We start from the raw sequence: 26,354 nt of genomic DNA, 5'->3' as shown, positions 1-26,354 counted from the left end.
ATCCTACCCCACTCGCTGCCCGTCACAAAGGTTTCACGGGTAAATGTTCCCTGCGTATGTCGGAAAAGCCCCACAACGGTGCAGCAACGCGCAGGGTCAGACAGGTTCAGCGGGAGAGCGCGGCAACGTCTTGATAGATAAGTGGTTATGACGATCAATCAATCTCGGCCATCCAGGCGGTGTCCTTGAACCACTTGTCGTGCAGGCGATCGTAGGTCCCGTCCTGGGCCACCTGGCTGAGGAAGTGGTTGATCCAGTTGAGGCTGTCGTAATCACCTTTTTTCAACCCGAACGCCAGAGGCTCAAAGGTGAATGGCTGCTCGAGCGCCAACAGAGTGCGGTTTTCCGGCCGGGCCATTGCGATCAGGTTGTAGGGTGCGTCATGAATGAAGGCATCGGCATTGCCCTCCACCACCTGCCGTACGCCCTCTTCCGCGGTGGCGAAACTGCTTAACCGGGCTGCCCCGAGAAAGCGTCGCGCCGCTGTCTCTGCGGTGGTACCTGCCGTGGCGGCGATCCGATAACCCGCTTCGTCGAGGTCTTCGATACTGGAAATTTTGCCGGCCAGGCTCGGATGCAGCAGCGCGGTTTGGCCAACCACGATGAAGGAGTCGCTGAAATTGAGCTTCAGATTGCGCTCTTGAGTGACCGTCATGCCGCTGCCGATCAGATCGAACTTGTTCGCCATCAGCCCCGGTACCAGGTCGGTATAGGGCATGGTGACCAATTCGAGTTGGACGCCCAGGGCGTGGCTCATGGCCTTGAGCAAATCGATCTCGAAGCCGACGATGCGTCCCTGCTTGTCCGTCATCTCGAAGGGCACATAGGCGGGCGTGGTGCCGACCTTAAGCACGCCACGGCGCACGGCGTCATCCAGGGCGCCGGCACTCAGCAGGCCCGCGTACACCCATGCGACAGCGCCTGTCAGCCACGCCCAACAATAGCTTTTGCTCATGATTCCCCCTGTGACCTCGTCAATTCGAGGGGGCGATGCTAACCCAGCCACAGGCACGGCAATACGTCGCGAACAAAGGACTTTTGTTTCGAAATAACAAGGCGTTAGTGCGTAGAGGAAGAAGCGCGAAACGCTGTAGGACCAGCGCTTCAAACGCCCCCGAGGTGGGCCCTCGGGGGCGTATGAATCAGGCCGGTTGAGCCTGGGACGACAGCGGTTGCAGCGGCAGCAAAGGCGCGTGCGGGTCCGCCTTGATCGAAGCACGCCAGGCGCCGAGCCACTCGGCGTGGCCTTCGCTCCAGACTTGCTGGTGCAGGCGAGCCAGGGCGACCGGATCGCTGAGCAGCGCCACGCGCTCGCCGTTGTTGAGGCCGGCAGGGCCGACTTTCAATGCGTGGCGGACACGCTCCTGACGCAGATGCTCGATCGGCTCCGCTTCACGGTGACGCGAGGTCGCCAGGGCGCAGGCCAGCGCATTCTGCTGCGGGTCGACGACCGAACGCACAAACCCGTCGTTCAGCGCGTGCCAGCGGTTTTCGTGGGTGTACTTCTCGGTCGACAGCAAGGCCTGCGGCGGATTGTATTCCTCAGGGATCAGGAACAGGCTCTCGTCGCGGGACTTGAGGCCCAGCTTCACGCGGCTGGAAATCACCGACACCGGAATCGACAGCATCAGCGAACCGACAATCGGGATCAGCCACCACAGGAAGCTTGGGTTCAGCCACACCACCAACAACGCCCAGAGGAAGCCGAGCACTGTTTGCGGACCGTGACGTTTGACCGCCTCGCTCCACGGCGTGGAGTCGTCGTCACGCTGCGGCGAGTTCCAGGTCGCAGCCCAGCCGAGGAACGCGGCCAGCACGAAACGGGTGTGGAAGATCATCCGCACCGGCGCCAGCAGCATCGAGAACAGCATCTCCAGCAGCATCGACAAGGTCACCTTGAACTTGCCGCCGAACTCTTTCGCGCCCTTGGCCCAGATCAGGATGATGCTCAGCAACTTAGGCAGGAACAACAGCACGATGGTGGTGGAGAACAACGCCACCGCCTTGTCCGGATGCCATTGCGGCCACAGCGGGTACAACTGGCGTGGCGCCATGAAGTACTGCGGCTCCATCAGGGTGTTCACCGCCAGCAACGCCGTCGACAGCACCAGGAAGAAGAACCACAACGGCGCCGACAGGTACGACATCACGCCGGTCAGGAACACCGCGCGGTGCACCGGGTGCATGCCTTTTACCAGGAACAGGCGGAAGTTCATCAGGTTACCGTGGCACCAGCGACGGTCACGCTTGAGTTCGTCCAGCAGGTTCGGCGGCAGTTCTTCGTAGCTGCCCGGCAAGTCGTAGGCAATCCACACGCCCCAGCCGGCACGGCGCATCAGCGCTGCTTCAACGAAGTCGTGGGAGAGGATCGCACCGGCAAACGCGCCTTTACCCGGCAACGGCGCCAGGGCGCAGTGCTCGATAAACGGCTTCATGCGGATGATCGCGTTGTGGCCCCAGTAGTGGGATTCACCCAGCTGCCAGAAGTGCAGGCCAGCGGTAAACAGCGGGCCGTACACACGGGTGGCGAACTGCTGCATGCGCGCATACAGGGTGTCCATGCCCGACGCACGCGGCGCGGTCTGGATAATCCCGGCATCCGGCGTGGCTTCCATCAGGCGCACCAGGCTGGTCAGGCATTCGCCGCTCATTACGCTGTCGGCGTCGAGGACCACCATGTACTTGTAGTCACCGCCCCAGCGACGGCAGAAGTCGTCGAGGTTGCCGCTTTTGCGTTTGACGCGACGGCGACGGCGGCGATAGAAGATCTTGCCGAACCCTCCGGCTTCGCGGCACACGTCAAGCCAGGCTTGCTGTTCGGCGATGCAGATATCGGCTTCGTTACTGTCGCTGAGGACGAAGAAATCGAAACGGTCCAGATCGCCCGTGGCGGCCACCGACTCGAAGGTGGCGCGCAGACCGGCAAATACCCGGGGCACGTCTTCGTTGCAAATCGGCATTACCAGCGCGGTGCGGGCGTCTTTGGGAATCGGCTCGTCACCGGCACTTTTACCGGAAATCCGGTATTTATCGTGGCCGGTGAGCAGTTCCAGAAAGCCCATCAGCGCGGTCCAGAAACCGGCCGAGACCCAGCAGAACAAGATCCCGAACATGATCAGGATGCTGGTTTGCAGGGCGTAAGGCAGGACTTGGGTCGCGGTTTGCAGCAAGGTCTGGTTGCGCACTTCGTCGAAGTCGACCAGTGACCAGCCCTGGTACGGCATGATGCCTTTCATGTACCAGCCGGCAACGATGGTCTGACCGAGCATCAAAATCAGCAGGATGTAGCGGCGGATCGAACCGACGGTACGCCAGCGCGCGGCCGGCAGTACACGATCGTCCTTGGGCGGCTTCGGCGGGTTGGTGCGACCGGTCATCCGGCGCCAACCGCGCACCAGAATGTTGGTGCGCCAAGGCTCAGGCACCACTTTGGTCCGACGGATCGGCGGTGTGGCCTTCAGGCAAACCCGGCCACTGGCGTCGAGCGCAAGCATTTCCGCGTCTTGCAGCTCTTCGGCGGTGTTGAGCGTCAGCCGACGGCCGACCGACGCTTGGGCAGCGTCGGTTGGTGCATCGAAGGTCGCGGACGAAAGCCGCTCATGCAGCTCGCTGAAGGACGTGCAGCCCGCCAGCTCGGCGCGCTGCTCGGCGGTCATCGGGAGGTGCGCCAGGTACTCGGACAGAGTCTCGGGCGTGGCTTGAGAATTACTCATCGGCAGGCAACTGATAGCTCCAGGTTTCGGTCAGGACGTGTTCTGTCTTGGCCGGCTCCGGATTAGAGAGTGGCGTGGCCGGGCAGCTTCTGGCTGCTTGGCTTCCTTGTCTTTGGCTTCTTTCGCGTCTTTTGCTTCTTTAGCTTCTTTAGCTTCTTTCTTGGCCTGCTTCTCGTGTTGCTTGGCCAAGAGCTTGTCGGCCTTGATCACTTGGGTCGACGCTTTTTCAGGCTCCGGCTGCGGGATGTCCTGGACCAGGGCCGCACGCATTTCAGTCGGTTTGCCTGCGTCCTTGATCTTCATCCGCAGGGTCAAGCGCCAGCCTTTGGTGTGTTCGTTGTAACGCACGCTGTTTTCAACGATTTCGGCGTTGTCGCCGACACTCACTTGGCTGCGCACCGCGGCGTCTGCCGGCAGGGCTTTGAGGGACGGGCCCTCGAAGTCAACCAGGTAGGCCACGCTGCCGTCCGGCTGACGGATCAGGTTGGATTGCTTCACGTCACCGGTCGAACGCAGGGTCTGCTTGACCCAGGCGCTGTCGGCCGGGTGCAGGGCTTTCTCGTCCATGGTCCAGTGCAGGCGGTAGCTGATGTCCAGCGGCTCGCCGACTTTTGGCAGCTCGGCCGGGCTCCAGAACGCAACGATGTTGTCGTTGGTTTCATCGGCGGTCGGAATCTCTACCAAATCGACCGAACCCTTGCCCCAGTCGCCTTCAGGCTCGATCCAGGCGCTTGGGCGCTTGTCGTAGTTGTCGTCCAGGTCTTCGTAGTGGCTGAAGTCGCGGCCACGTTGCAGCAGGCCGAAACCACGCGGGTTTTCGATGGCAAAGTTGCTGACCGACAGGTGTTTAGGGTTGTTCAGAGGGCGCCAGATCCACTCGCCATTGCCTGCATGGATCGACAGGCCGCTGGAATCGTGCAGTTCACGACGGTAATTGAGCACCTTGGACGGCTGGTTCGCACCGAACAGGAACATGCTGGTCAGCGGGGCAACGCCCAGTTTGCTGACCTTGTCGCGCAGGAACATCTGCGACTTGACGTCGACAACGGTGTCGGTGCCAGGGCGCAGGGTCAGGCGATAGGCGCCGGTGGCGCGTGGGGAGTCCAGCAAGGCGAAGATCACCAACTGCTTTTCACCCGGTTTTGGACGCTCGATCCAGAATTCGGTGAAACGCGGGAATTCTTCACCGGACGGCAATGCAGTGTCGATCGCCATGCCACGGGCAGACAGGCCATACGACTGGCCTTTGCCGACGACGCGGAAGTAGCTGGCGCCAAGCATGGTCATGATTTCGTCTTGCTTGTCGGGCGTGTTGATCGGGTACAGCACACGGAAACCGGCATAACCCAGCTGTTCAGTGGACTTGGGATCGTATTTCACGTCGCCGAAATCGAAACGCGTCGGGTCGTATTTGATTTCCTGGACGGTGTCGGCGGTGACTTCGTTGATTTTCACCGGCGTGTCGAAGTGCATGCCCTGGTGATAGAAGGACAACTTGAACGGCGTGTTCTGATCGGCCCACTCGGCCTTTTCGTTACGGAAACGAATCTTCTGATAGTCGGCGAATTTCATTTCGCGAAATTCGTTCGGCAGATTGCTGCGCGGAGCTTCGTATTTCTGCCCGGCCAGCTCTTTTGCCTTGGCCGACACATCATCCAGACTGAATGCCCACAGTTGACCCGCGCCGAACAGGCAAAACAGGGCAGAGCCCGTTACCAGTGCGTTTCGTAACCGTTTGGCAGACAATTTTGGTGCATTACAGGGACTAACAATCACGAGCAACCCTCGCCGAAAACAGATCAAAAAACCAACGGCCAGCTATCTATATGCCAGGTTGGCGAGCATTGTTCCGACTCCCTTGGGTCAAAATGATTCCCCATTGGTTTGTCGGACAAGTCTCTACCTAAGTCAAAAATGGACCAAACAACGCTGATCCCCGTAGCGCGCGATTATCTAGTAGCCCGCGAAACAACGCATCAGGGACAACGAAGTATTTGTAGCGAAACCCTGCGTTTTTAGGCATTAACGTCGTTTTTAATACATTCATGTCTGTAAGAGGAAGGTCACAGGGCCATCATTGACCAAATGCACCTGCATATCCGCCCCAAAACGCCCTGACGCCACCTTGCCATGCAATTGTTGCGCTTGTAACAGCAAGTGATCAAAAAGCGCTGCTCCCAGCGCCGGAGGGGCCGCCGTGGAGAAGCTTGGCCGCAGGCCACTTTTGGTATCGGCCGCCAGGGTGAACTGCGACACCAGCAGCAAACCGCCGCCAATGTCTTTCAAGGACAGGTTCATCTTGCCCTCGTCATCGCTGAATACCCGGTAGTTAAGCAGCTTGTGTAACAGTTTGTCGGCGCTCTCTGGGGTATCTGAAGGCTCAACGGCGACCAGCACCAGCAAACCCTGGTCAATTGCGCCTACGACCTCGCCCGCCACTTCGACGCGGGCGCCACGCACCCGTTGCAACAGGCCCTTCATGCTTCTTCTGGCGGCAGATCAAGCAGGCGCCGTGCCATTTCGCCGGTTGCACGCACCAAGGCATCGGTAATGCCGGGCTCGGACGCGGCATGGCCGGCCTCGCGAATCACCTGCAGCTCACTGTTGGGCCACGCCTGATGCAGCTCCCAGGCATTGTCCAGCGGGCAAATCATATCGTAGCGCCCGTGAATGATTACGCCAGGCAAGTGGGCGATCTTGTGCATGTCGCGAATCAGCTGGTTGGGTTCCAGGAAGGAGTTGTTGGTGAAGTAGTGGCATTCGATACGTGCGATCGACAGCGCGCGCTGCGGCTCGGAAAACCGCTCGACATGCTGCGGGCTCGGGCACAGGCCCAGCATGCGGCCTTCCCAGCCGGACCACGCCTTGGCGGCGTGCATCTGGGCGATCTGGTCGTTGCCGGTCAGGCGCTTGTGGTACGCGGCGACCAGGTCGTGGCGCTCATCCGCCGGGATCGGTGCCAGGTAGTCCTGCCAGTAATCCGGGAACATGCGGCTCGCGCCTTCCTGGTAAAACCAGTGAATGTCCTGGTCACGCGCCAGGAAGATCCCGCGCAGGATCAGGCCATGCACGCGCTCGGGATGGGTTTGCGCGTAAGCCAGCGACAGGGTCGAGCCCCAGGAGCCGCCAAACAGCACCCACTTTTCGATGCCCAAGTGTTCGCGAATGCGCTCAAGGTCGGCGACCAGGTCCCAGGTGGTGTTGTTTTCCAGGCTGGCGCGAGGCGTGGAGCGTCCGCAGCCGCGCTGGTCGAAGGTGACAATGCGGTACAGGTTCGGATCAAAGTAGCAGCGGCTCTGGGCGTCGCAGCCGGAGCCCGGGCCACCGTGGATAAAGACGACGGGCAAGCCTTCGGGGGAGCCGCTTTCATCGACGTACAGGGTGTGGGTGTCATCGACGGCCAGATCGTGCCGGGCGTAGGGTTTGATCTGCGGGTACCAAGTCTGCATTGCGCGCTCCGTAGGGTGTCGGATTCATCCCTGAGGGGACGTCTATTATTTTTGCCGTCTGGCATCATAAACCCGAATTGTGCAATGAGCATGTCCTTGAGCACTTAGACCTGTGTCAGCCCTTCGCTCCCCAGGCAGCGCCGCACGTAGCCCAATAGATAGTCGTAGAGCTGATCCACCTGCGCCACTTGGCCGCGCGCGCGCAAACAGCCGTGGACCAGACCTTTGCCGGGATACAACACCGCCTCCACAGTTGCCGCCCGCAGGCGTTCGGCATACAGCATGCCGTCATCGCGCAGCGGGTCGAACTGGGCCACGGCGATCAGCGCCTTGGGTAAACCGCTGAAGTCCTTGGCCAGCAGTGGCATGGCATAGGCCGATGGCGTGTCCGCGCCCGGCAGGTAGAGCGCCAGGTAGCAGTCGGTGTCGGCAGTACTGAGCAAGGGCGCATCCATGCAATCACGGCGCGACGGCAGGTCCGCCGCGCCGCCCAAACCTGGGTAAATCAGCACTTGGGCGCGGGGCAGCGGCTGGCCGTCATCGCGCAAACCCAGGCACAACGCCGCAGCCAGATTGCCGCCCGCGCTGTCACCCATCACCACCAGGCGCTGCAGGTTGATGGCGTGCGGCCCCTGCCCGGCCTGGATGGCCTGCCACACTGCGCGGCAATCCTGGTATGCCGCCGGGAACGGGTGTTCCGGCGCCAGGCGGTAGTCGATGGCGATCACCAGTACTTCAAGCGTGCTGGCCAGCTCGAAGCAGATGAAGTCATGGGAATCCAGCCCGCCGACCACCCAGCCGCCGCCGTGCATATAAAGCAGGCATGGCCAGCCTTCGGTTGGCGTGGGCGCCGAAGGGAGATAGCTGCGCACGCCGACTGCACCGAGGGCAAAGTCAGCGACTTGCAGCCCTGCTGGCTTCGGCGGGGTGAATGCCTGGCACATGCGGTCGTAGTTGCGGCGCAAACCTGCGAGCGACGAGTCGTCGCTGCTGAAGGATTCGGTTTTAGTGACGAAGGCCGCAAGCTGCGGAGAAATCGGATACATGCGCAAATATCCCTAATCGCTGTAGATCAAGTGTGGGAGCTGGCTTGCCTGCGATAGCGGTGTGTCAGCCACTTGTGAATGACCTGATACGCCGCCATCGCGGGCAAGCCCGCTCCCACATTTGCCCTGTGTTGTTTGAGCTACCGTGCGTTGGCTTAGGGTTTGAGGCTGGACTGGACGGCCGCGACGCCATCGCCGCCATCAAACGCTGTCACCCCAGCCAGCCAGCGCTGCAAATCCTCGGGGTGCTCGCGCAGCCATTGCTTGGCGACGTCCTGCGGCGATTGGCGCTCCATGATCGGCACCATCAACTGGCTTTCCTGCGCGGCGGTGAAGGTCAGGTTTGTCAGCAGCCGGTTGGCGTTGGGGCAACGCTCGGCGAAATCCGGCGCGGTCACGGTGGACACCGTGGCCCGGCCTTCGTCAGCGCCAAACACATCTTCGCTGCCGGTGAGGTAAGCCATTTTCATGTTGATGTTCATCGGGTGCGGGGTCCAACCGACAAACACGACAAACTCCTTGCGGTTCACCGCACGCTGTACGGCCGCGAGCATGCCCGCTTCACCGGAGGCAACCAGCTTGAAGCCGCCCAGGCCAAAGTGGTTGGTGTCGATCATTTTCTGGATATCGGTATTCGCGCCACTGCCAGGCTCGATGCCGTAGATCTTGGCGCCCAGCTTGTCCTTGAAGCGCGCAATGTCGGCAAAGGTTTTCAGCCCGGCATCGGCCACGTATTGCGGCACCGCCAGAGTGGCCTGGGCGTCAGACAGGCTGGGCGTGTCGAAGACCTTGACCTGCTTGGCGGCCAGGAACGGCGCGATGTTGTTGTCCATCGCCGGTTTCCAGTAGCCGAGGAAAATATCCAGGCGCTTGTCGCGGATGCCGGCAAAGATGATCTGTTGCACGGCGCTGGTCTGTTTGCTGTCGTAGCCCAAGCCATTGAGCAGCACGTCGGCCATGCCGGAGGTGGCGACCACATCGGTCCAACTGACCACGCCCATGCGTATGGCTTTGCAGGATGCAGGTTCTGCGGCCATGGCGTTGGCGCTGATCAAAGCGGCACCGGTGAGGATCAACAACAGTCTTTTCATGGATGAGGTCTCACTCGGCAGCTTTATTGTGGGGAGTGGCGTCTGGCGCGCCCTGCCCACAACCTTAACCAGCGGGACCTCTGTTAACACGACCTGTGGCGACCGGCAGTTGCACTGGGGCGACTGTGAGGCCTCATCGCAGGCAAGCCAGCTCCCACCTTGAAATGCATTCCAAATGTGGGAGCTGGCTTGCCTGCGATAGCCATTTCAGCCGTAACGCTTCTGCCCCCAGGCCAACAACCCTTCCAGCAACTGCTTCAACACCACCCGTGTCGGCTCGGCCAAATCCGGCCGATAACGAAACGGCTCAAACTCCTCCATATAAGCGCTCTGGCACAACTCCAACTGCACCGCGTGAATGTCCTGCGCCGGGTCGCCGTAATGGCGAGTGATATGCCCGCCCTTGAAGCGCCCGTTAAGCACGTGGGTGTACTGCAGGTGCGCGGCGCAAATCGCCTCCAGCTGGCTGGCCAGCTCAGGATCACAGGCGGCGCCGTTGAAAGTGCCGAGGTTGAAGTCCGGCAGCTTGCCTTCAAACAGGTGCGGGATCACCGAGCGGATCGAGTGCGCATCAAACAGCAGCGCGTAGCCGAACTCGGCCTTGAGCCGCGCCAGTTCCTCTTGCAGGGCGCGGTGGTACGGCCCCCAAATCTTCTGCAGGTAGGTGGCGCGCTCCTCGGCGGAAGGTTCCAGGCCTTCGCGAAATAACGGCACGCCGTCGAACAATGTCGTCGGGTACAGCCCCGTAGTGGCACCGACATACAGCGGCTTGTCGTCCGATGGCCGGTTCAGGTCGATCACAAACCGCGAGTACTCTGCCGACAGGGTGCTGGCGCCCAGGTCTTCGGCAAAGTCATACAGCGTGGGAATATGCCAGTCGGTGTCCGGCAGGCTGTGTGCCTCGGGGATCAGCCCGGCTTGCACCGCAGGCGTCAGGCGCAGGCCCGCGTGGGGCATGCTGATCAGCAGCGGCACTCGGCCTTGTTTGAAGTTCAGAACCTTATCCACAGCAGTGCTCCTTAAACAGTGACATCGACGCCGTGGCGCACGACGCGTTTATCCAGCTCGCCGCCCAGCCAGTAGGCCAGGTCGGCGGGGCGATCAATCTGCCAGGCGACAAAGTCGGCGACCTTGCCCACTTCCAGCGAGCCGTGGGTGTCGCCCATGCCCAGCGCGGTAGCCGCGTGTTGCGTGGCGCCGGCCAGGGCTTCTTCCGGGGTCATGCGGAACAGCGTGCAGGCCATGTTCAGCATCAGGCGCACCGACAGCGCCGGCGAGGTGCCGGGGTTGAGGTCGCTGGCGATGGCAATCTTCACGCCGTGCTTGCGCAGCGCATCCATCGGCGGCAGCTGGGTTTCACGCAGGAAGTAGAACGCGCCCGGCAGCAACACGGCGACGGTGCCCGACGCGGCCATGGCGATGGCGTCGTCTTCGGTCATGAATTCCAGATGGTCCGCCGACAGCGCGTGGTAACGCGCGGCCAGGCTTGAGCCATGCAACGAAGAGAGTTGCTCGGCGTGCAGCTTCACCGGCAGGCCAAGTTGCTGGGCGACCTTGAACACGCGCTCAACCTGTTCAGGAGAAAACGCCAGGTATTCGCAGAAGGCGTCCACCGCGTCCACCAGCCCTTCGGCTGCCAGGGCCGGCAGCATCTCGTGGCAGATGTGGTCGATGTAATCGTCGGCGCGGTCCTTGTACTCCGGCGGCAATGCGTGCGCTGCCAGGCACGTGGCGCGCACGCTGACCGGCAGCGCTTCGCCGAGGCGACGGATGACCCGCAGCAGTTTGCGCTCGCTGGCCAGGTCCAGGCCGTAGCCGGACTTGATCTCCACCGTGGTCACGCCGTCACGCAGCAAACTGCGTAGGCGCTTGTGCGCGCTGGCAAACAGCTCATCTTCAGTGGCCGCGCGGGTGGCGCGCACGGTGCTGGCAATACCGCCTCCCTTGGCCGCGATGTCGGCGTAGCTCACGCCTTCAAGGCGCTGCTCGAATTCGCCGCTGCGATTGCCGCCGAACACCGTGTGGGTGTGGCAGTCGATCAGCCCGGGGGTGACCCACGCGCCTTGCAGGTCATGCACCTGGGCGTAATCCGCCGTCGGCGCCTGGCTGCGGGGGCCGATCCACTCGATGAGCGAATTGGCAGTGACCATGGCGGCGTCCTCGATGATCGAGTATTTGCCGTCTGCCATGGTTGCGACGTGGCAGTGTTGCCAAAGCGTTTTCATCAACGCCTCCCTAAGTTAACGATGAGACAAAGCCGGGTCGTAATGAACCTTGGCCGCTTGCCCGGCAGCGGGTTTGACCCACAGCAGGTAAGCGACGACGAGCAGCACAATCCACACGGCGCCGACCAGCAAAGCGGCCTGGGTGTCCGGGAAGTAACCCAGCACGCCAAACACGAACAGCATGAACACGATGGCCGCTGCGGGCGCATAGGGCCAGAACGGCACCGGGAATTTCAGCGCGGCGACCTGCTCCCTGGTCATCGAGCGGCGCATCGCGACCTGAGTGAACAGAATCATCAGCCACACCCACACAGTGGCGAAGGTGGCAATCGAGGCGATCACCAGGAACACGTTCTCCGGGATCAGGTAATTGAGCACCACGCCGCCGAGCAACGCCGCGCCCATCACCACCACGGTCATCCATGGCACGCCCTGTTTGGACAGCTGCGCAAAGCCCTTGGGCGCCTGCCCTTGCTGGGCCAGGCCGTACATCATGCGGCCGGCGCCAAAGATGTCGCTGTTGATGGCCGAGACGGCCGCCGAGATCACCACGATGTTAAGGATGGTCGCCGCCGAGCCGATGCCCAGGTTGCTGAAGATCTGCACGAACGGGCTGCCCTGGCTGCCGATCTGCGGCCACGGATAGATCGCCATCAACACGAACAGCGTCAGCACGTAGAACAACAGGATGCGCAACGGCACTGCGTTGATCGCCTTGGGGATCACGCGTTGCGGGTCCTTGGCTTCACCGGCGGTGATGCCGATGATTTCGATGCCGCCGAACGCAAACATCACCACCGCGAACGAGGCGATCAGGCCGCCAACGCCGTTGGGCATGAAGCCGCCATGGGCCCACAGGTTGCTGATGCCGCTGGCCTGGGTGTCGCCGGCCGAATGAATGCCGAACAGCATGATGCCGAAACCGCCGAGGATCATCGCCACAATGGCGCCGACCTTGAGCAGCGACAGCCAGAACTCCATCTCGCCAAACACTTTGACGTTGCACAGGTTCAGGCCACCGATCAAAAACACAATGCCGAGCACCCACACCCAGCGCGCGACCTCGGGAAACCAGAAGCCCATGTAGATGCCGAACGCGGTGACGTCGGCGAGGCAGACAATGATCATTTCAAACGCATAGGTCCAGCCGAGGATAAACCCGGCCATCGGGCCCAGGTAGGTGCTGGCGTACTGGCCGAAGGAGCCGGAAACCGGATTGTGCACAGCCATTTCGCCGAGGGCGCGCATCACCATGAATACAGCGGCGCCGCCGATCAGGTAGGCGAGCAGCACGGCGGGGCCGGCCATCTGAATGGCGGAGGCAGAGCCATAGAACAGCCCGGTGCCGATCGCGGAACCGAGTGCCATGAAGCGAATATGTCGGGCGTTCAGCCCGCGTTTCAAACCCTTTTCTTGCTGGTGCATTTCTCTTCCCTAGTTATTGTTATCCCGAGAAAATTCAAATCGGCGAATGCTCAACCTGTGGGAGCTGGCTTGCCTGCGATGGCGGTATGTCAGTCACACATGTGTCAACTGACAGATAGCTATCGCAGGCAAGCCAGCGCCCACAGTTGGACAGCGGCGAGCTTAGAGGCTCGGCAGCAACTTGGCCGGCACCAGCTCATTCAGGCAGCGGCTGGCGAGCAGTTCGCTGGCGGCATTGATGTCCGGGGCGAAGAAGCGGTCCTTGTCGTAGAAGCCGACCTTGGCGCGCAGGATGCCACGGGCTTTTTCCAGCTTCGGCGAGGTTTTCAAACCGTCGCGCAGGTCCAGGCCCTGGCACGCGGCCAGCCATTCCACCGCCAGGATGCCACGGGTGTTCTCAGCCATTTCCCACAGGCGTTTGCCCGCAGCCGGGGCCATGGACACGTGGTCTTCCTGGTTCGCCGAAGTCGGCAGGCTATCCACGCTGTGCGGATGGGACAGCGCCTTGTTCTCGCTGGCGAGTGCAGCAGCAGTCACCTGGGCGATCATGAAGCCGGAGTTGACCCCGCCATTGCCCACCAGGAACGGCGGCAATTGCGACATGTGTTTGTCCATCATCAACGAGATACGGCGCTCGCTCAGGGAGCCGATTTCGGCGATGGCCAACGCCATGTTGTCAGCCGCCATGGCCACCGGTTCAGCGTGGAAGTTGCCGCCGGAAATCACGTCGCCTTCGGCAGCAAACACCAGCGGGTTATCCGACACGGCGTTAGCTTCTACCACCAGCACGTCGGCGGCCTGGCGGAACTGGGTCAGGCAGGCGCCCATGACTTGTGGCTGGCAGCGCAGGGAGTACGGGTCTTGCACCTTGTCGCAGTTCTGGTGCGACTGGGAGACCTGGCTGCTTTCACCGAGCAGGTCGCGATAGGCCGCAGCCGAATCGATCTGCCCACGTTGGCCACGCGCGGCGTGAATACGCGCGTCGAACGGCGAGCGCGAGCCGAGCACGGCTTCCACGGTCAGCCCGCCGCACGCCAGTGCAGCGGCGAACAAGTCTTCGCCCTCGAACAGGCCGCGCAGCGCATAGGCGGTGGACACCTGGGTGCCATTGAGCAGGGCCAGGCCTTCTTTGGCGGCAAGGGTCAGCGGCGTCAGGCCTGCGACTTTGAGTGCCTCGGTGGCTTCCAGCCATTCGCCTTTGTAGCGCGCCTTGCCTTCGCCCAGCAGCACCAGCGACATGTGCGCCAACGGCGCCAGGTCGCCCGAAGCGCCGACCGAACCTTTGAGTGGGATGTGCGGGTACACCTCGGCGTTGATCAGTGCGATCAGCGCGTCGATCACCTGGCGACGAATCCCGGAGAAACCACGGCTCAGGCTGTTGACCTTGAGCACCATAACCAACCGCACCAGCGCGTCGCTGATCGGCTCACCAACGCCGGCGGCGTGGGACAGCACCAGCGAACGCTGGAGGTTTTCCAGGTCTTCGCTGGCGATGCGGGTCGAGGCCAGCAGGCCGAAACCGGTGTTGATGCCATAGGCGGTGCGATTCTCGGCGAGAATCTGCTCCACGCAGGCAACACTGGCTTCGATCTGCGCCGTGGCGCTGTCATCCAGACTGAGGGTTACCGGCTGCTGGTAGATGGCCCGCAGTTGGGCAAGACTCAGTTGGCCTGGAATCAGATTTAGCGCAGTCACATTCATGCTCCTTTGAATTGTTCTTCTGAAATTTTTGAATAAGTAATCAGTGCAAATGGGGTAATACGTGGTGCAGCAAAGCGGTGTCCTTGAGCAACGCGGCGGCGCTGGCGATGTCCGGCGCCAGCCAGCGGTCTTGCTCGTAAGGTGGGACTTTTTCACGTAGCAGACGCCAGGCGCTGTCGGTGCCCGCGCCGAAACGCTGGTCCTTGAGAAACTCGAAAGCCTGGGCCGCCAGCAGGTACTCGATGGCGAGAATCTGGGTGACGTTGGCCAGCAACTGGTGCAGCTTGAGCGCGGCGTTGGTGCCCATGCTCAGGTGATCTTCCTGCAGGCCGGAGGTGACGAAGTTGTCGAGCACCGCCGGTTGCGCCAGCTGGCGGTTTTGCCCGCACAGCGAGGCGGCGACGTATTGCACGATCATCATCCCGGAGTTGACGCCTGGGTTGCTGACCAGGAACGCCGGCAAGACGCTGACGTGCGGGTTGATCAGGCGGTCCAGGCGGCGCTCGGCCACCGAGCCGATTTCGGCCATGGCGATAGCGAGCATGTCGGCCGCCAAGGCCACGGACTGCCCGTGCGGGTTGGCCTGGGACACTACGCGGTAGGCGTCTGGCGTGCCGAGCACCAGCGGGTTGTCGGTGGCGCTGTTGAGTTCGGTCTCGATCTGGCGCGTGGCGTGTTCAACCTGGTCGCGCGCGGCGCCGTGGATTTGCGGGATCGAGCGGATGCTCAAGGCGTCCTGGGTACGAATGCCCTGGCTGCTGGCGATCACTTCACTGCCATCGAGCAGCGCGCGCAGGTTGATGCCGACTTGCTGCATGCCCGGGTGCGGCTTGAGGGCGATGATGGCTTCGTCAAAGGCGTCGATCTGGCCGCGCTGGGCCTCGAAACTCATGGCGCCGATCACGTCGGCCCATTGCAGCAAATGATGTGCGTCGGCCAGGGCCAGGCAGCTCAGGCCGGTCATGCACGGCGTGCCGTTGACCAGGCACAGGCCGTCTTTGGCGCCGAGTATCACCGGCTGCAAACCTTCTGCGTGTAATGCTTCTTGCGCTGTCACGATCTGACCGCGATAGCTCACCGTGCCGACACCGAGCAACGCCACGCCGACGTGGGCCATGTGAGTCAAGTAACCCACCGAACCCTGGGACGGCACTTGCGGCGTGATGCCGTGGTTGAGCAGCGCCAGCAGCGAATGCACCACCTGTGGGTGCAGGCCGGATTTGCCGTGGCTGTAGTTGATAATTGCCGCGCAAATAATCGCGCGGGTTTGCTCGTCACTCAGCACCGGGCCGACGCCGCAGGCGTGGCTCAGCAAGGTATTGCGCGACAGCTGGCTGAGTTGCTCGCCCTTGAGCGACACATTGCACAGCGCGCCCAGGCCGGTGTTCACGCCATAGGCGCGCTCGCCGCTGGTGACGATGCGCTGCACGATGGCCTGGGCATTGTCGATGCGCGCCCAGGCGTGGCCCGAGAGTTCGAGCTGCGCACCAAAGCGGGCGACGGCGACCACGTCCTGCCAACGCAGGGGGGCGTCGGCGATGATGATTTTTGCTGCCTGGGACATCTTCATACCTTCTTCAATTCTTGTGCAGCCTTACCGGCCTCTTCGGGGGCAAGCCCCCTTCCACCTTTGAAGGTGTTCACAGTTCAACCTATGGGAGGCGGCTTGCCCCCGATAGGGCCCGCAGCCTCACCACACAATCGGGCTCAAACCACCGCCGCCCGCCGCTGAACAAACCGGTCCACATACTCATCCGCCGGCGAATGCAGAATCTCGCGCGGCGTGCCGACCTGGATCAGCTTGCCGTCCTTGAGGATCGCGATGCGGTTGCCGATACGCACGGCTTCGTCGAGGTCGTGGGTGATGAACACGATGGTTTTGTGCAGGGTCTTTTGCAGCTCGAGCAACTGGTCCTGCATCTCGGCGCGGATCAGCGGGTCGAGGGCGCTGAAGGCTTCGTCCATCAGGATGATGTCGGTGTCGGCTGCCAAGGCGCGGGCCAGGCCCACACGCTGGCGCATGCCGCCGGACAGCTGGTGCGGGTATTTGTTTTCGTAGCCTTTGAGGCCCACGGTTTCGATCCAGTGCAGCGCGCGCTCGGCGCACACCTGCTTGGTTTCGCCGCGCACTTTCAGGCCGTAGGCGACGTTGTCGAGCACGCTCTTGTGGGGCAGCAGGCCGAAGCTCTGGAACACCATGCTGATCTTGTGCCGACGGAATTGGCGCAGGGCTTCCATGTCCAGTTGCAGGATGTCTTCGCCGTCCACCAGAATCGCGCCGCTGGTTGGGTCGATCAGGCGGTTGAAGTGACGCACCAGCGTGGATTTGCCCGAGCCCGACAGGCCCATGATCACGAAGATCTCGCCGGTGCCGATGCTCAGGGACAAGTCGTTGACGCCGACCACGCAACCGGTCTCGGCCAGTACCTGATCCTTGGTCTTGCCTTGGCTAACCATGGCCAGGGCGTCCTTGGAACGGTTGCCGAAAATCTTGAAGACGTTTTTAACTTCAATTTTGCTGACAGTAGTCATTTGCTCGCCTCATGCCGTGGACGACCATAGGCCTGGGTAATGCGGTCGATGACCACTGCGAGAATCACAATCGCCAGCCCGGCTTCGAGGCCACGGCCGACGTTGAGGGTCTGGATGCCGACGAGCACGTCTTCACCCAAGCCACGCGCGCCGATCATCGAGGCGATAACCACCATCGATAACGCCATCATGGTGGTCTGGTTGATACCGGCCATGATGCTTGGCAGCGCCAGCGGCAGTTGCACGCCGAACAGTTGCTGCCAGCGGTTGGCACCGAAGGCGTTGATGGCTTCCATGACTTCGCCGTCGACTTGGCGAATGCCCAGGTCGGTCAGGCGAATCAGCGGCGGCGCGGCGTAGATCACCGTGGCGAAAATCGCCGGCACCTTGCCCAGGCCGAACAGCATCAGCACCGGGATCAGGTACACGAAGCTCGGCATGGTTTGCATGATGTCCAGCAACGGCATCAGCACCGAGCGCAGGCGATTGCTGCGCGCCGACAAGATGCCCAGCGGAATGCCGATCAGCACCGAGATCACCGTGGCGACCATCATCAGCGCCAGCGTCTGCATCAGCTTGTCCCACAGGCCAACCGCGCCCACCAGGAACAACAGGCCGACGATCACCGCCGTGGTCACTACCTTGCGGGTGGCATGCCAGGCGATGCCGCCGACGATGACCAGCATCAGCCACCAGGGCGCCGCGCGCAGCAACCCTTCCAGGTTGACGATGGCCCACAGCAGGGTGTCGGAGATGTGCCGGAACACATCGCCGTAGTTGGTGACCAGTGAGTCCACCCAACCGTTGACCCAGTCGGCGATGGAAAACGTAAAACTCTCAGGAAACATAGCGTGCTCTCGATCCAGTGGGTTGTGGCCGGGTGTCCGACGAGCCCCTCAGGGTAGTCGGACACGCTTGACCTACAAGGCCGCGTCGATTTTCTTGGCTGCGTCGTCGCTCACCCATGCGTGCCAGACTTCAGGATGTTCCTTGAGGAAAATTTTCGCCAGTTTTGGCGACTCAATTCGCTCTTTGGCCATGCGGCCCAGGTTCTGGTTAAGCAAATCGATCGGCAGGTTGACCTTCTCCAGCACAGCCACCAGCTCTGGCGCTTGCTCGTGGAAGGTCTTGGACAAGCCGACCTTGATGCTCACGCTTTTATCCACACCAGGCTTTTCTTCGAGCTTGACCAGATCGACCTGGCCCATCAGCGGCGTCGGCGACCAGTAGTAGAACAGGATCGGCTCGCCACGCTTGTAGCTCGACAGCACCGCCGCATCCAGCGCCGGGCCGGTGCCTGGGCGGAAGTTGGTGTAGGTGCTTTCCAGGCCGTAGCTTTTGAGCATTTCGCTGTTGTCCAGCTCACAGGTCCAGCCGGCCGGGCAGTTGTAGAAACGGCCTTTGGAAGGTTCTTCCTGGTCCTTGAACACCGAGGCGTATTTGGCCAGGTCAGCGATGTTTTTCAGGTCCGGCGCCTTGGGTTCCAACTTGCGCTTGGCGTCGCCTTCAATCACGTAGCGCGGCACGTACCAGCCTTCGACGGCACCGACAACGGGCGCGCCGACGCCGACGACTTTGCCGGCCTTCTCGGCCTTGTTCCAGACTTCGCTGCGGCCGACCCACTCTTCGGCAAACACCTGGATATCGTTGCTGCTCAGGGCGTTTTCCATGGTGATGGAGTTACCCGGCAGGCTGTCGGTTTTGCAGTCGTAGCCTTTTTCCAGCACGGTTTGCAGGATGTCGGTGAGCAACATGCCGCTTTCCCAGTTCAGGCCTGCGAACTTCACCGGCTTACCGGATTCGCACCAACCGGCCGCCTGTGCGCCAGCGGAGGCGAGCAAGCCTGCAGAGAGCAGCGTGGCCAGCAGGGTCTTATTCATTTTCATTGTTGTGACGCTCCCAATCTTGAAATGGATTACGGCAGTCAGTAGGCATCCTGCCCTGTCCACGTCCCATCAGGCTTGTGCGGCCAGCCCGTTTGTCGTTGGTATAGCGCCCTGCTCTACCGGCAGGATCAGGTGCTCAGGAATTGCGCTGTGCCACTTTTTCGCGGCCCAGTAATACAGCGCAGCGGGCACCACCAGGCCGATGATCCAGGAGATATCGGTGTCGCCGAGGCTGGCAACCAGTGGGCCGGTGTAGAAATGCGTGGAGATGAACGGCATCTGAATCAGCACGCCCAGCACGTAGATGCTGATGCCCATCCAGTTCCAGCGGCCGTAGCGACCATTGGGGTTGGACAGCGCCGGAATGTCGTAGCGCTCTTTGGTGATGCAGTAGAAATCCACCAGGTTGATCGCGCTCCACGGCGTGAAAAACGCCAGCAGAAACAGGATGAACGCGGAGAAATCCTTGAGGAACGAGTCCTTGCCCAGCAACGCCAGTGCGGCGGCAATCGACACCATCAGGAAGATGTACAGCAGGCGTACCGCACTCGAAATGTGCCGGCTGCCACGAAAGCCGCTGATGATCGTCGCAATCGACATGAAGCTGCCGTAGGCATTGAGCGTGGTCACCGTGACCTTGCCGAAGGCGATGCTGAAATACAGCAGCGCCGCGACAATGCCGGTGCCGCCCAAGCCGACGATAAACGACACTTCGTGGTGGGCGAATTGCGCACCGGCCAGGGCCGCCGCGAACACACCGAACACCATCGACGCCTGCGCCCCGATCACCGAACCCAGGCCAACCGCCCAGAAGGTTTTCGACGCCTGCGTGCTGCGCGGCAAGTAGCGGGAGTAGTCCGCCACATACGGGCCGAACGCGATCTGCCAGGACGCCGACAACGAAATCGCCAGCAGAAAACTGCTCAGCGAAAAATGCTTGTTGCCCAACAGCGCACCGACATCGTTTGCGGCGAGCAATTTGTAGAACAGGTAGATGAAGGCAACCACGCCGAGCACGCTGGCGACGCGACCAATACCGTGGATCACGCGGTAACCGAAGACGGTGAACACCATGATCAGCCCGGCGAACAACACGATGCCGACCCAGTCTTCGACGTGCAGCAGCTGCGCCACCGCCTGCCCCGCCAACAGCGAACCGCTGGCCGAAAAACCGATGTACATCAGGCACACCAGCACCAGCGGGATCACCGCGCCATACACGCCAAACTGCACGCGGCTGGAAATCATCTGCGGCAAGCCCAGTTGCGGGCCTTGCGCCGCATGCAGCGCCATCACGCCGCCGCCCAGCAGTTGACCGATCAACAGACCGATCAACGACCAGAACACATCACCGCCCAGCACCACGGCCAAGGCCCCGGTAACAATCGCAGTGATTTGCAGGTTGGCACCCAGCCACAGGGTGAACTGACTCAATAGACGACCGTGTCTTTCCGCTTCCGGGATGTAGTCGATCGAACGCCTTTCGATCAACGGGGTAGTGCTTGCACGTGCGTCATTTGCAGCCATGTGTGTTCAACCTCTGATGGATTGTTTTTCGGTGGTGCGGGTGAAACAGGTTTTGTGTAAACAGCAGGGCAAATGTGGGAGCTGGCTTGCCTGCGATGGCATCCCCTCGGTTCTGCCGAGAGACCGAGTCGCCCGCATCGCAGGCAAGCCAGCTCCCACACAAACCCACTCCCACCGGAACCTGGCCGTTCGTTACTTGATCATCGGCAGATTGAGGCCCTGTTCCTTGGCGCAGTCGATGGCGATCTGGTAACCGGCATCGGCGTGACGCATCACCCCGGTGGCCGGGTCGTTGTGCAGCACGCGGGCAATGCGCTCAGCCGCTTCGTCGGTGCCGTCGCAGACGATCACCATGCCCGAATGCTGCGAGAAGCCCATGCCCACGCCGCCGCCGTGGTGCAGCGACACCCAGGTTGCGCCGCTGGCGGTGTTGAGCAAGGCGTTGAGCAGTGGCCAGTCGGACACGGCGTCGGAACCGTCCTGCATGGCTTCGGTTTCGCGGTTCGGGCTGGCAACCGAGCCGGAGTCGAGGTGGTCACGGCCGATTACTACCGGCGCGGACAGCTCGCCGCTGCGCACCATTTCGTTGAACGCCAGGCCGAGCTTGGCGCGCTGGCCCAGGCCAACCCAGCAGATACGTGCCGGCAGGCCCTGGAAGCTGATGCGCTCGCGGGCCATGTCCAGCCAGTTGTGCAGGTGGGCGTCGTCGGGGATCAGCTCTTTGACTTTGGCGTCGGTCTTATAGATGTCCTGCGGGTCGCCGGACAGTGCAGCCCAACGGAACGGGCCAATGCCACGGCAGAACAGTGGGCGGATGTAGGCCGGCACGAAGCCTGGGAAAGCGAAGGCATCTTCCACGCCTTCTTCCTGGGCCATCTGGCGGATGTTGTTGCCGTAGTCGAAGGTCGGGATGCCTTGCTTCTGGAATTCCAGCATGGCTTTGACGTGCACGGCCATCGACTGCTTGGCGGCCTTGATTACAGCAGCTGGTTCGGTCTTGGCGCGAGCGCGGTATTCGTCCCAGGTCCAGCCGGCCGGCAGGTAGCCGTTGAGCGGGTCGTGGGCGCTGGTCTGGTCGGTGACCATGTCCGGGCGCACGCCGCGCTTGACCAGTTCCGGCAGGATTTCCGCCGCGTTACCCAGCAAGGCGATGGAGATGGCCTTGCCTTCCTTGGTGTATTTGGCGATGCGGGCCAGGGCGTCGTCGAGGTCGGTGGCTTGCTCGTCGACATAGCGGCTGCTCAGGCGGAAGTCGATGCTGACCTGCTGGCACTCGATGTTCAGCGAGCAGGCGCCGGCCAGGGTTGCCGCCAACGGCTGCGCGCCGCCCATGCCGCCGAGGCCGGCGGTGAGGACCCAGCGGCCGGTCAGGTCGCTGTTGTAATGCTGGCGACCGGCTTCGACGAAGGTCTCGTAAGTGCCTTGGACGATGCCCTGGCTGCCGATGTAGATCCAGCTGCCGGCGGTCATCTGGCCGTACATGGCCAGGCCCTTGGCATCCAGCTCGTTAAAGTGCTCCCAGCTGGCCCAGTGCGGCACCAGGTTGGAGTTGGCGATCAGCACGCGCGGGGCGTTGCTGTGGGTCTTGAACACGCCGACCGGCTTGCCGGATTGCACCAGCAGGGTCTCGTCGTCATTCAGGTTGGTGAGGCTTTCGACGATCTGGTCGTAGCACTCCCAGTTGCGCGCTGCACGGCCGATACCGCCGTACACCACCAATTCTTTCGGGTTCTCGGCCACTTGCGGGTCGAGGTTGTTCATCAGCATGCGCAGCGGCGCTTCAGTCAGCCAGCTTTTGGCGGTGAGCTTGTTACCGCGAGCGGCACGGATTTCGACGTCACGGTACTTTGTAGGCTTGGTCACAACAGACTCCTCGGCGATCGATGCGCGAACATTGATGGTGCGAAGGAGAGTCTTACGCACACATCTTTACTTGTACATACAAGCATATGCAATCAAGCGGCCAACTTTGCGGGTGAGTTGTTGGGATTTTTTTGGAAGGCGTGTGTAAGCCTTGAAAATTAAGGCTTGGAGGTTTGGTGAAATTTCTTACAGAGGCGTTTTTAAGCGAGGGAAATTTGTCACGATGGCGCGGCTTTGCGCCACGCTGGGGCGTTCGGTAACAAATTGGTGCGGGACTGGAAACAGATTCTGTGAGCGCCACAGAAGCAAATGTGGGAGGGGGCTTGCCCCCGATTGCGGTGTATCAGCCAGCCCATCGGGTACTGATGCACCCTAATCGGGGGCAAGCCCCCTCCCACATTTTTTAACCGCGTGCGGTCAGTTCGATGACGCAGCAGCGGCCACTGACCGAGAGATCCAATAGGCCTGTGTTACCGTCCACCTGCAGACAATCGTGATGCCCCAGCTTCTGGTCCAGCACCTTCACTTCATCCGCCACGCTGAACACCAGCACCGTCTGCGCCGTGGTAAAAAACCGCTGCACGCCATCAATCCACTGAAAGCGTGCCTGATAACGCTGCGGTGAATAAATCAGGTTGAAATCGCGAATCGGCCCGGTGATCAAGCGGCACGAAACCTCGCTTTCACCGCTGAACGCAAAGGGCTGCAGCGGCAACAAACCACGCTGCTCTTCGCCATCCACGGTCAGGACCATGCCTGCACCCTTGATCACAGTGATCACACGCTGGTAGCCGGCGAAGGTGGAAAACCCACCCGACTCGGCGATATCGGCAATCGACAGGCGCCAGCCGAAGCCATCCAGGCCGGTGCCAGCGTCACGGGTAATTTCTTCGGTGCTGCCGCCGCCGTTCTTCCACGGCATGCGGATGTAATCGGTGGCGCGCCAGACTTTCACTGCACTCATTTACTGAAACGTCCTTCCAGGCTATGGCGGGAACCGGGGTGGATCAAACGCGCGGCGGTCACCGGTTGGCGACCGGACCAGGTACGCCGACGAATCAACAGGCACGGCTCGCTCGGCTCGATCTGCAGCAGCTTGCACTCCTCGGCATCGGCGAGGATCGCTTCAACCACGTGTTCGCCTTCGGTCAGCGGTGCAACCTGGTTGAGGTAGGCATATGGCGTTTGCTGGGTGAAGTCCTGCTGCAAGTAATCCGGCGCGACCAGGGCATTGACGAAACGGTCTTCGATTTGCACTGGAATGTCGTTTTCGAAGTGCACGATCAGCGAGTGGAACACCCGCCCGCCTTCGCGCATTTCCAGGGCGACGGCGCGCTCGGAGCCTGCGGCCTCTTCGCACAAATGGATGACCTGGCAGGTATGCCGATGGCCGCGGGAGGCGATCTCATCGGCAATGTTGTGCACTTCAAACAGCGCCGACTGGCTCTTGGGTTCGGCGACGAACGTGCCGACGCCTTGCATGCGCACCAGCAACCCTTCGGCGGTGAGTTCACGCAGGGCGCGGTTGATGGTCATGCGGCTGAAGCCCAGCTGGCTGACCAGCTCGCTCTCGGACGGCACGCGGTAATGCGGCGGCCAGTTGCCGTTGAGGATCTGCTGGCTGATCATCTGTTTGACGCGGGCATACAAGGGCGCCGGACTTTCGTCCATGTGGGCAGCCAGCGAAGACTTGGCAGGCGGAGTCGGCACAGGGAATCCTTGCAGGGGGAAAAGATGCATAGATTGCCGGAGTTTACCGAGCAGGCAAACGTCTGTATATGTATATACAAATAAACACACGACCGGGGTGCCTTGATCATGTCCGCTTTCTTTGCCGAACGCGCGCTGCTGCCTAATGGATGGGCCAACGATGTACGCTTTGAAGTCAGCGCCGATGGCGTGCTGACCCACGTTGAGCCCAACGCCAGTGCAGACGGCGCCGAAAGGCTCAGAGGCCCGGTGTTGGCGGGCATGCCGAACCTGCATTCGCATGCATTCCAGCGCGCCATGGCGGGCCTGGCGGAAGTGGCCGGCAACCCGAATGACAGCTTCTGGACCTGGCGCGATCTGATGTACCGCATGGTCGGCAAGATCAACCCGGCCCAACTCCAGATCATCGCGCGCCAGCTGTATATCGAGATGCTCAAGACTGGTTACACCTCGGTGGCCGAATTTCACTACGTGCATCACGACGTCAGCGGCCAGCCGTATGCCGACCGCACGGAGCTGTCGCGGCAGATCAGCCAGGCGGCCGCCAGCAGCGGGATTGGCCTGACGCTGGTGCCGGTGCTCTACAGCCATTCCGGGTTTGGCGGCCAGGCGCCGAATGAAGGCCAGCGGCGGTTTATCAACAGCACCGAGAACTACCTGGACCTGCAAGCGCGCCTCAAGCCAATCCTCGCCGCGCAACCGGCGCAGCAGTTGGGCCTGTGCTTCCACTCCTTGCGCGCCGTCACGCCGCAACAAATCAATGAGGTCCTGGCTGCCAGCGACAAGACGTGCCCGGTGCATATCCACATCGCCGAGCAGCAAAAAGAGGTCGATGACTGCCTGGCCTGGAGCGGCAAGCGCCCGTTGCAATGGCTGTATGACAACGTTGAGGTGGATGAGCGCTGGTGCCTGGTGCACGCCACTCACGCTGATGCTGACGAAGTGGCGCGCATGGCCAAGAGCCGCGCGATTGCCGGTCTGTGCCTGACCACCGAAGCCAACCTGGGCGACGGGATTTTCCCCGCAGTCGATTTCCTCGCTCAAGGCGGGCGCATGGGCATCGGTTCCGACAGCCATGTGTCGTTGAGTGTGGTGGAAGAATTACGTTGGCTGGAATACGGCCAGCGCCTGCGCGATCAACGACGCAACCGCTTGTACCGCAGTGATCAGCCGATGGTCGGCCGCACGCTGTTTGATGCCGCGCTGGACGGCGGCGCCCAGGCGCTGGGCCAGCCGATTGGTCGGTTGGAAGTGGGTAAACGCGCGGATTGGATAGTGCTGGACGGCAGCGATCCGTACCTGGCAACGGCAACCGAGGACGGGATTCTCAATCGCTGGCTGTTCGCCGGCGGTGATCGGCAAGTGCGCGATGTGCTGGTCAACGGCAAGTGGGTGGTGCGCGATGGCCGCCATGCCGGTGAAGAAGAGAGCAGCCGGGCATTCACGCAGGTCTTGAGGGACTTGCTCGGTTGACCAACAACCCATAACAAATGTGGGAGCTGGCTTGCCTGCGATGCAGACACCTCGGTGTATCAGTTACACCGGGGTGATGCTATCGCAGGCAAGCCAACTCCCACATTAGATTGAGGGTGACCTCAGATTACTGCGAGGTTTTGGCCATCTGCTTGTCCGACGTACGCCAGATCAATCGCGTGGTGTCATACCCTTGCTGACGCGCCCTGCTCAGCAGGTCTTCGCGGGTGTCGGCATTCACCGTCGGCGTACGTGACAATATCCACATGTAACGCCGGCTTGGGCTGCCGACGATGGCGGTCTTGTAGTCATCGCTGACATACAGCACCCAGTAATCGCCCTTGGCGACGCCCGGCAGCAGCGCCGTGAACCAGTTATTGAATTCCACCCAAAGCTTGTCGGTCTTGCCTGGCACTTGCGGCGTGGCCGTGCCCTTGGCTTCTTCCCACTTCCATTCAGGCGTCAGGCAGCGGTTGAACACCGACATGTCGCCATCGGGCAGCAGCGTGTAGCGGGCTTCGGACTGCGCGCAGTTGCGCTGGAAGTACATGGGCAAGCGGGCCAACTCATACCAGGTGCCCTGGTAACGCTTGAGGTTGACGTTGCTTGCTGTCTTGGGTTGCAGATCATCGCCAGAATGGCTGGCGCAGCCTGCCAAAAACAGGCTGGCACAAAGGCAAAAAACAAAACGCATCATTCTTCTTCTCCCGCAG

19 protein-coding genes and 2 pseudogenes are annotated in these 26,354 nt (G+C 61.6%); 1 reads left to right on the top strand and 20 read right to left on the bottom strand.

What is annotated here, in order from left to right:
• Positions 1–154: 154 nt before the first annotated feature.
• The 19 genes and pseudogenes from AB5I78_RS02370 to hutC form a co-directional block, all read right to left on the bottom strand.
• Complete coding sequence (locus AB5I78_RS02370; RefSeq protein WP_145159943.1) at positions 155–955, bottom strand: transporter substrate-binding domain-containing protein; 801 nt, start codon at positions 953–955, stop codon at positions 155–157.
• A 149-nt stretch (positions 956–1,104) separates the two neighbouring features.
• Positions 1,105–3,713, bottom strand: a pseudogene (gene mdoH, locus AB5I78_RS02365) (glucans biosynthesis glucosyltransferase MdoH).
• Positions 3,706–5,489: pseudogene (locus tag AB5I78_RS02360) on the bottom strand (glucan biosynthesis protein G). The pseudogenes mdoH and AB5I78_RS02360 overlap by 8 nt, the downstream one beginning before the upstream one ends.
• A 267-nt stretch (positions 5,490–5,756) precedes the next feature.
• Complete coding sequence (gene dtd, locus AB5I78_RS02355; protein WP_078740275.1) at positions 5,757–6,194, bottom strand: D-aminoacyl-tRNA deacylase; 438 nt, start codon at positions 6,192–6,194, stop codon at positions 5,757–5,759.
• The gene (gene pip, locus AB5I78_RS02350) at positions 6,191–7,162 is read right to left on the bottom strand and encodes a prolyl aminopeptidase (protein ID WP_119738084.1); all 972 of its coding nucleotides are present in this window, start codon (positions 7,160–7,162) and stop codon (positions 6,191–6,193) included. Before pip ends, dtd begins: the two co-directional genes overlap by 4 nt.
• A gap of 104 nt (positions 7,163–7,266) precedes the next feature.
• Positions 7,267–8,208: an alpha/beta hydrolase gene (locus tag AB5I78_RS02345; RefSeq protein ID WP_369301652.1), complete on the bottom strand. Its 942-nt coding sequence runs from the start codon at positions 8,206–8,208 to the stop codon at positions 7,267–7,269.
• Between the two features lie 155 nt (positions 8,209–8,363).
• Positions 8,364–9,299: a choline ABC transporter substrate-binding protein gene (gene choX / locus AB5I78_RS02340; RefSeq protein ID WP_369301653.1), complete on the bottom strand. Its 936-nt coding sequence runs from the start codon at positions 9,297–9,299 to the stop codon at positions 8,364–8,366.
• A 207-nt stretch (positions 9,300–9,506) separates the two neighbouring features.
• Positions 9,507–10,307 (bottom strand): N-formylglutamate deformylase, encoded by an 801-nt coding sequence (hutG, locus tag AB5I78_RS02335; RefSeq protein ID WP_369301654.1) that lies wholly within the window; start codon positions 10,305–10,307, stop codon positions 9,507–9,509.
• A gap of 11 nt (positions 10,308–10,318) precedes the next feature.
• The gene (hutI, locus tag AB5I78_RS02330) at positions 10,319–11,524 is read right to left on the bottom strand and encodes an imidazolonepropionase (RefSeq protein WP_145159929.1); all 1,206 of its coding nucleotides are present in this window, start codon (positions 11,522–11,524) and stop codon (positions 10,319–10,321) included.
• 15 nt (positions 11,525–11,539) lie between these two features.
• Positions 11,540–12,949, bottom strand: coding sequence for an amino acid permease (locus AB5I78_RS02325; RefSeq protein ID WP_369301655.1), 1,410 nt, complete (start codon positions 12,947–12,949; stop codon positions 11,540–11,542).
• Between the two features lie 162 nt (positions 12,950–13,111).
• Positions 13,112–14,650, bottom strand: a complete 1,539-nt coding sequence (gene hutH / locus AB5I78_RS02320) for a histidine ammonia-lyase (RefSeq protein ID WP_369301656.1) — start codon at positions 14,648–14,650, stop codon at positions 13,112–13,114.
• A 40-nt stretch (positions 14,651–14,690) separates the two neighbouring features.
• Entirely contained in the window at positions 14,691–16,214 is a 1,524-nt protein-coding gene (gene hutH / locus AB5I78_RS02315) for a histidine ammonia-lyase (RefSeq protein ID WP_369301657.1), read from the bottom strand.
• 143 nt (positions 16,215–16,357) lie between these two features.
• On the bottom strand, positions 16,358–17,182 hold the full coding sequence (locus AB5I78_RS02310) for a glycine betaine/L-proline ABC transporter ATP-binding protein (RefSeq protein WP_369301658.1): 825 nt from the start codon (positions 17,180–17,182) through the stop codon (positions 16,358–16,360).
• Positions 17,179–18,030 carry a proline/glycine betaine ABC transporter permease gene (locus AB5I78_RS02305; protein ID WP_145159921.1) on the bottom strand — a complete coding sequence of 284 codons (852 nt, stop codon included), beginning with the start codon at positions 18,028–18,030 and terminating at the stop codon, positions 17,179–17,181. The genes AB5I78_RS02310 and AB5I78_RS02305 overlap by 4 nt, the downstream gene beginning before the upstream one ends.
• Positions 18,031–18,102: 72 nt before the next feature.
• Positions 18,103–19,068, bottom strand: coding sequence for an ABC transporter substrate-binding protein (locus AB5I78_RS02300; RefSeq protein ID WP_369301659.1), 966 nt, complete (start codon positions 19,066–19,068; stop codon positions 18,103–18,105).
• Between the two features lie 69 nt (positions 19,069–19,137).
• Positions 19,138–20,595 (bottom strand): cytosine permease, encoded by a 1,458-nt coding sequence (locus tag AB5I78_RS02295; RefSeq protein WP_369301660.1) that lies wholly within the window; start codon positions 20,593–20,595, stop codon positions 19,138–19,140.
• A gap of 192 nt (positions 20,596–20,787) precedes the next feature.
• Complete coding sequence (hutU, locus tag AB5I78_RS02290; RefSeq protein WP_094949334.1) at positions 20,788–22,458, bottom strand: urocanate hydratase; 1,671 nt, start codon at positions 22,456–22,458, stop codon at positions 20,788–20,790.
• 403 nt (positions 22,459–22,861) lie between these two features.
• Positions 22,862–23,422: a HutD family protein gene (locus tag AB5I78_RS02285; protein WP_106577489.1), complete on the bottom strand. Its 561-nt coding sequence runs from the start codon at positions 23,420–23,422 to the stop codon at positions 22,862–22,864.
• Entirely contained in the window at positions 23,419–24,129 is a 711-nt protein-coding gene (hutC, locus tag AB5I78_RS02280) for a histidine utilization repressor (protein WP_232000148.1), read from the bottom strand. Before hutC ends, AB5I78_RS02285 begins: the two co-directional genes overlap by 4 nt.
• A gap of 147 nt (positions 24,130–24,276) precedes the next feature.
• Between hutC and AB5I78_RS02275 the strand changes: the two genes are divergently transcribed.
• Positions 24,277–25,641: a formimidoylglutamate deiminase gene (locus AB5I78_RS02275; RefSeq protein ID WP_369301661.1), complete on the top strand. Its 1,365-nt coding sequence runs from the start codon at positions 24,277–24,279 to the stop codon at positions 25,639–25,641.
• 127 nt (positions 25,642–25,768) lie between these two features.
• On the opposite strand, the gene AB5I78_RS02270 is transcribed toward AB5I78_RS02275, so the two are convergent.
• Positions 25,769–26,338, bottom strand: a complete 570-nt coding sequence (locus tag AB5I78_RS02270; RefSeq protein WP_145159912.1) for a lipocalin family protein — start codon at positions 26,336–26,338, stop codon at positions 25,769–25,771.
• Between the last annotated feature and the right edge of the window lie 16 nt (positions 26,339–26,354).

Origin of the sequence: Pseudomonas sp. N2-3-1-14 (assembly GCF_041228395.1) — a bacterium.
Classification (GTDB): domain Bacteria; phylum Pseudomonadota; class Gammaproteobacteria; order Pseudomonadales; family Pseudomonadaceae; genus Aquipseudomonas.
The sequence above is the reverse complement of the archived record's forward strand: the minus strand, read 5'-3'. Positions and strand labels throughout refer to the sequence as shown.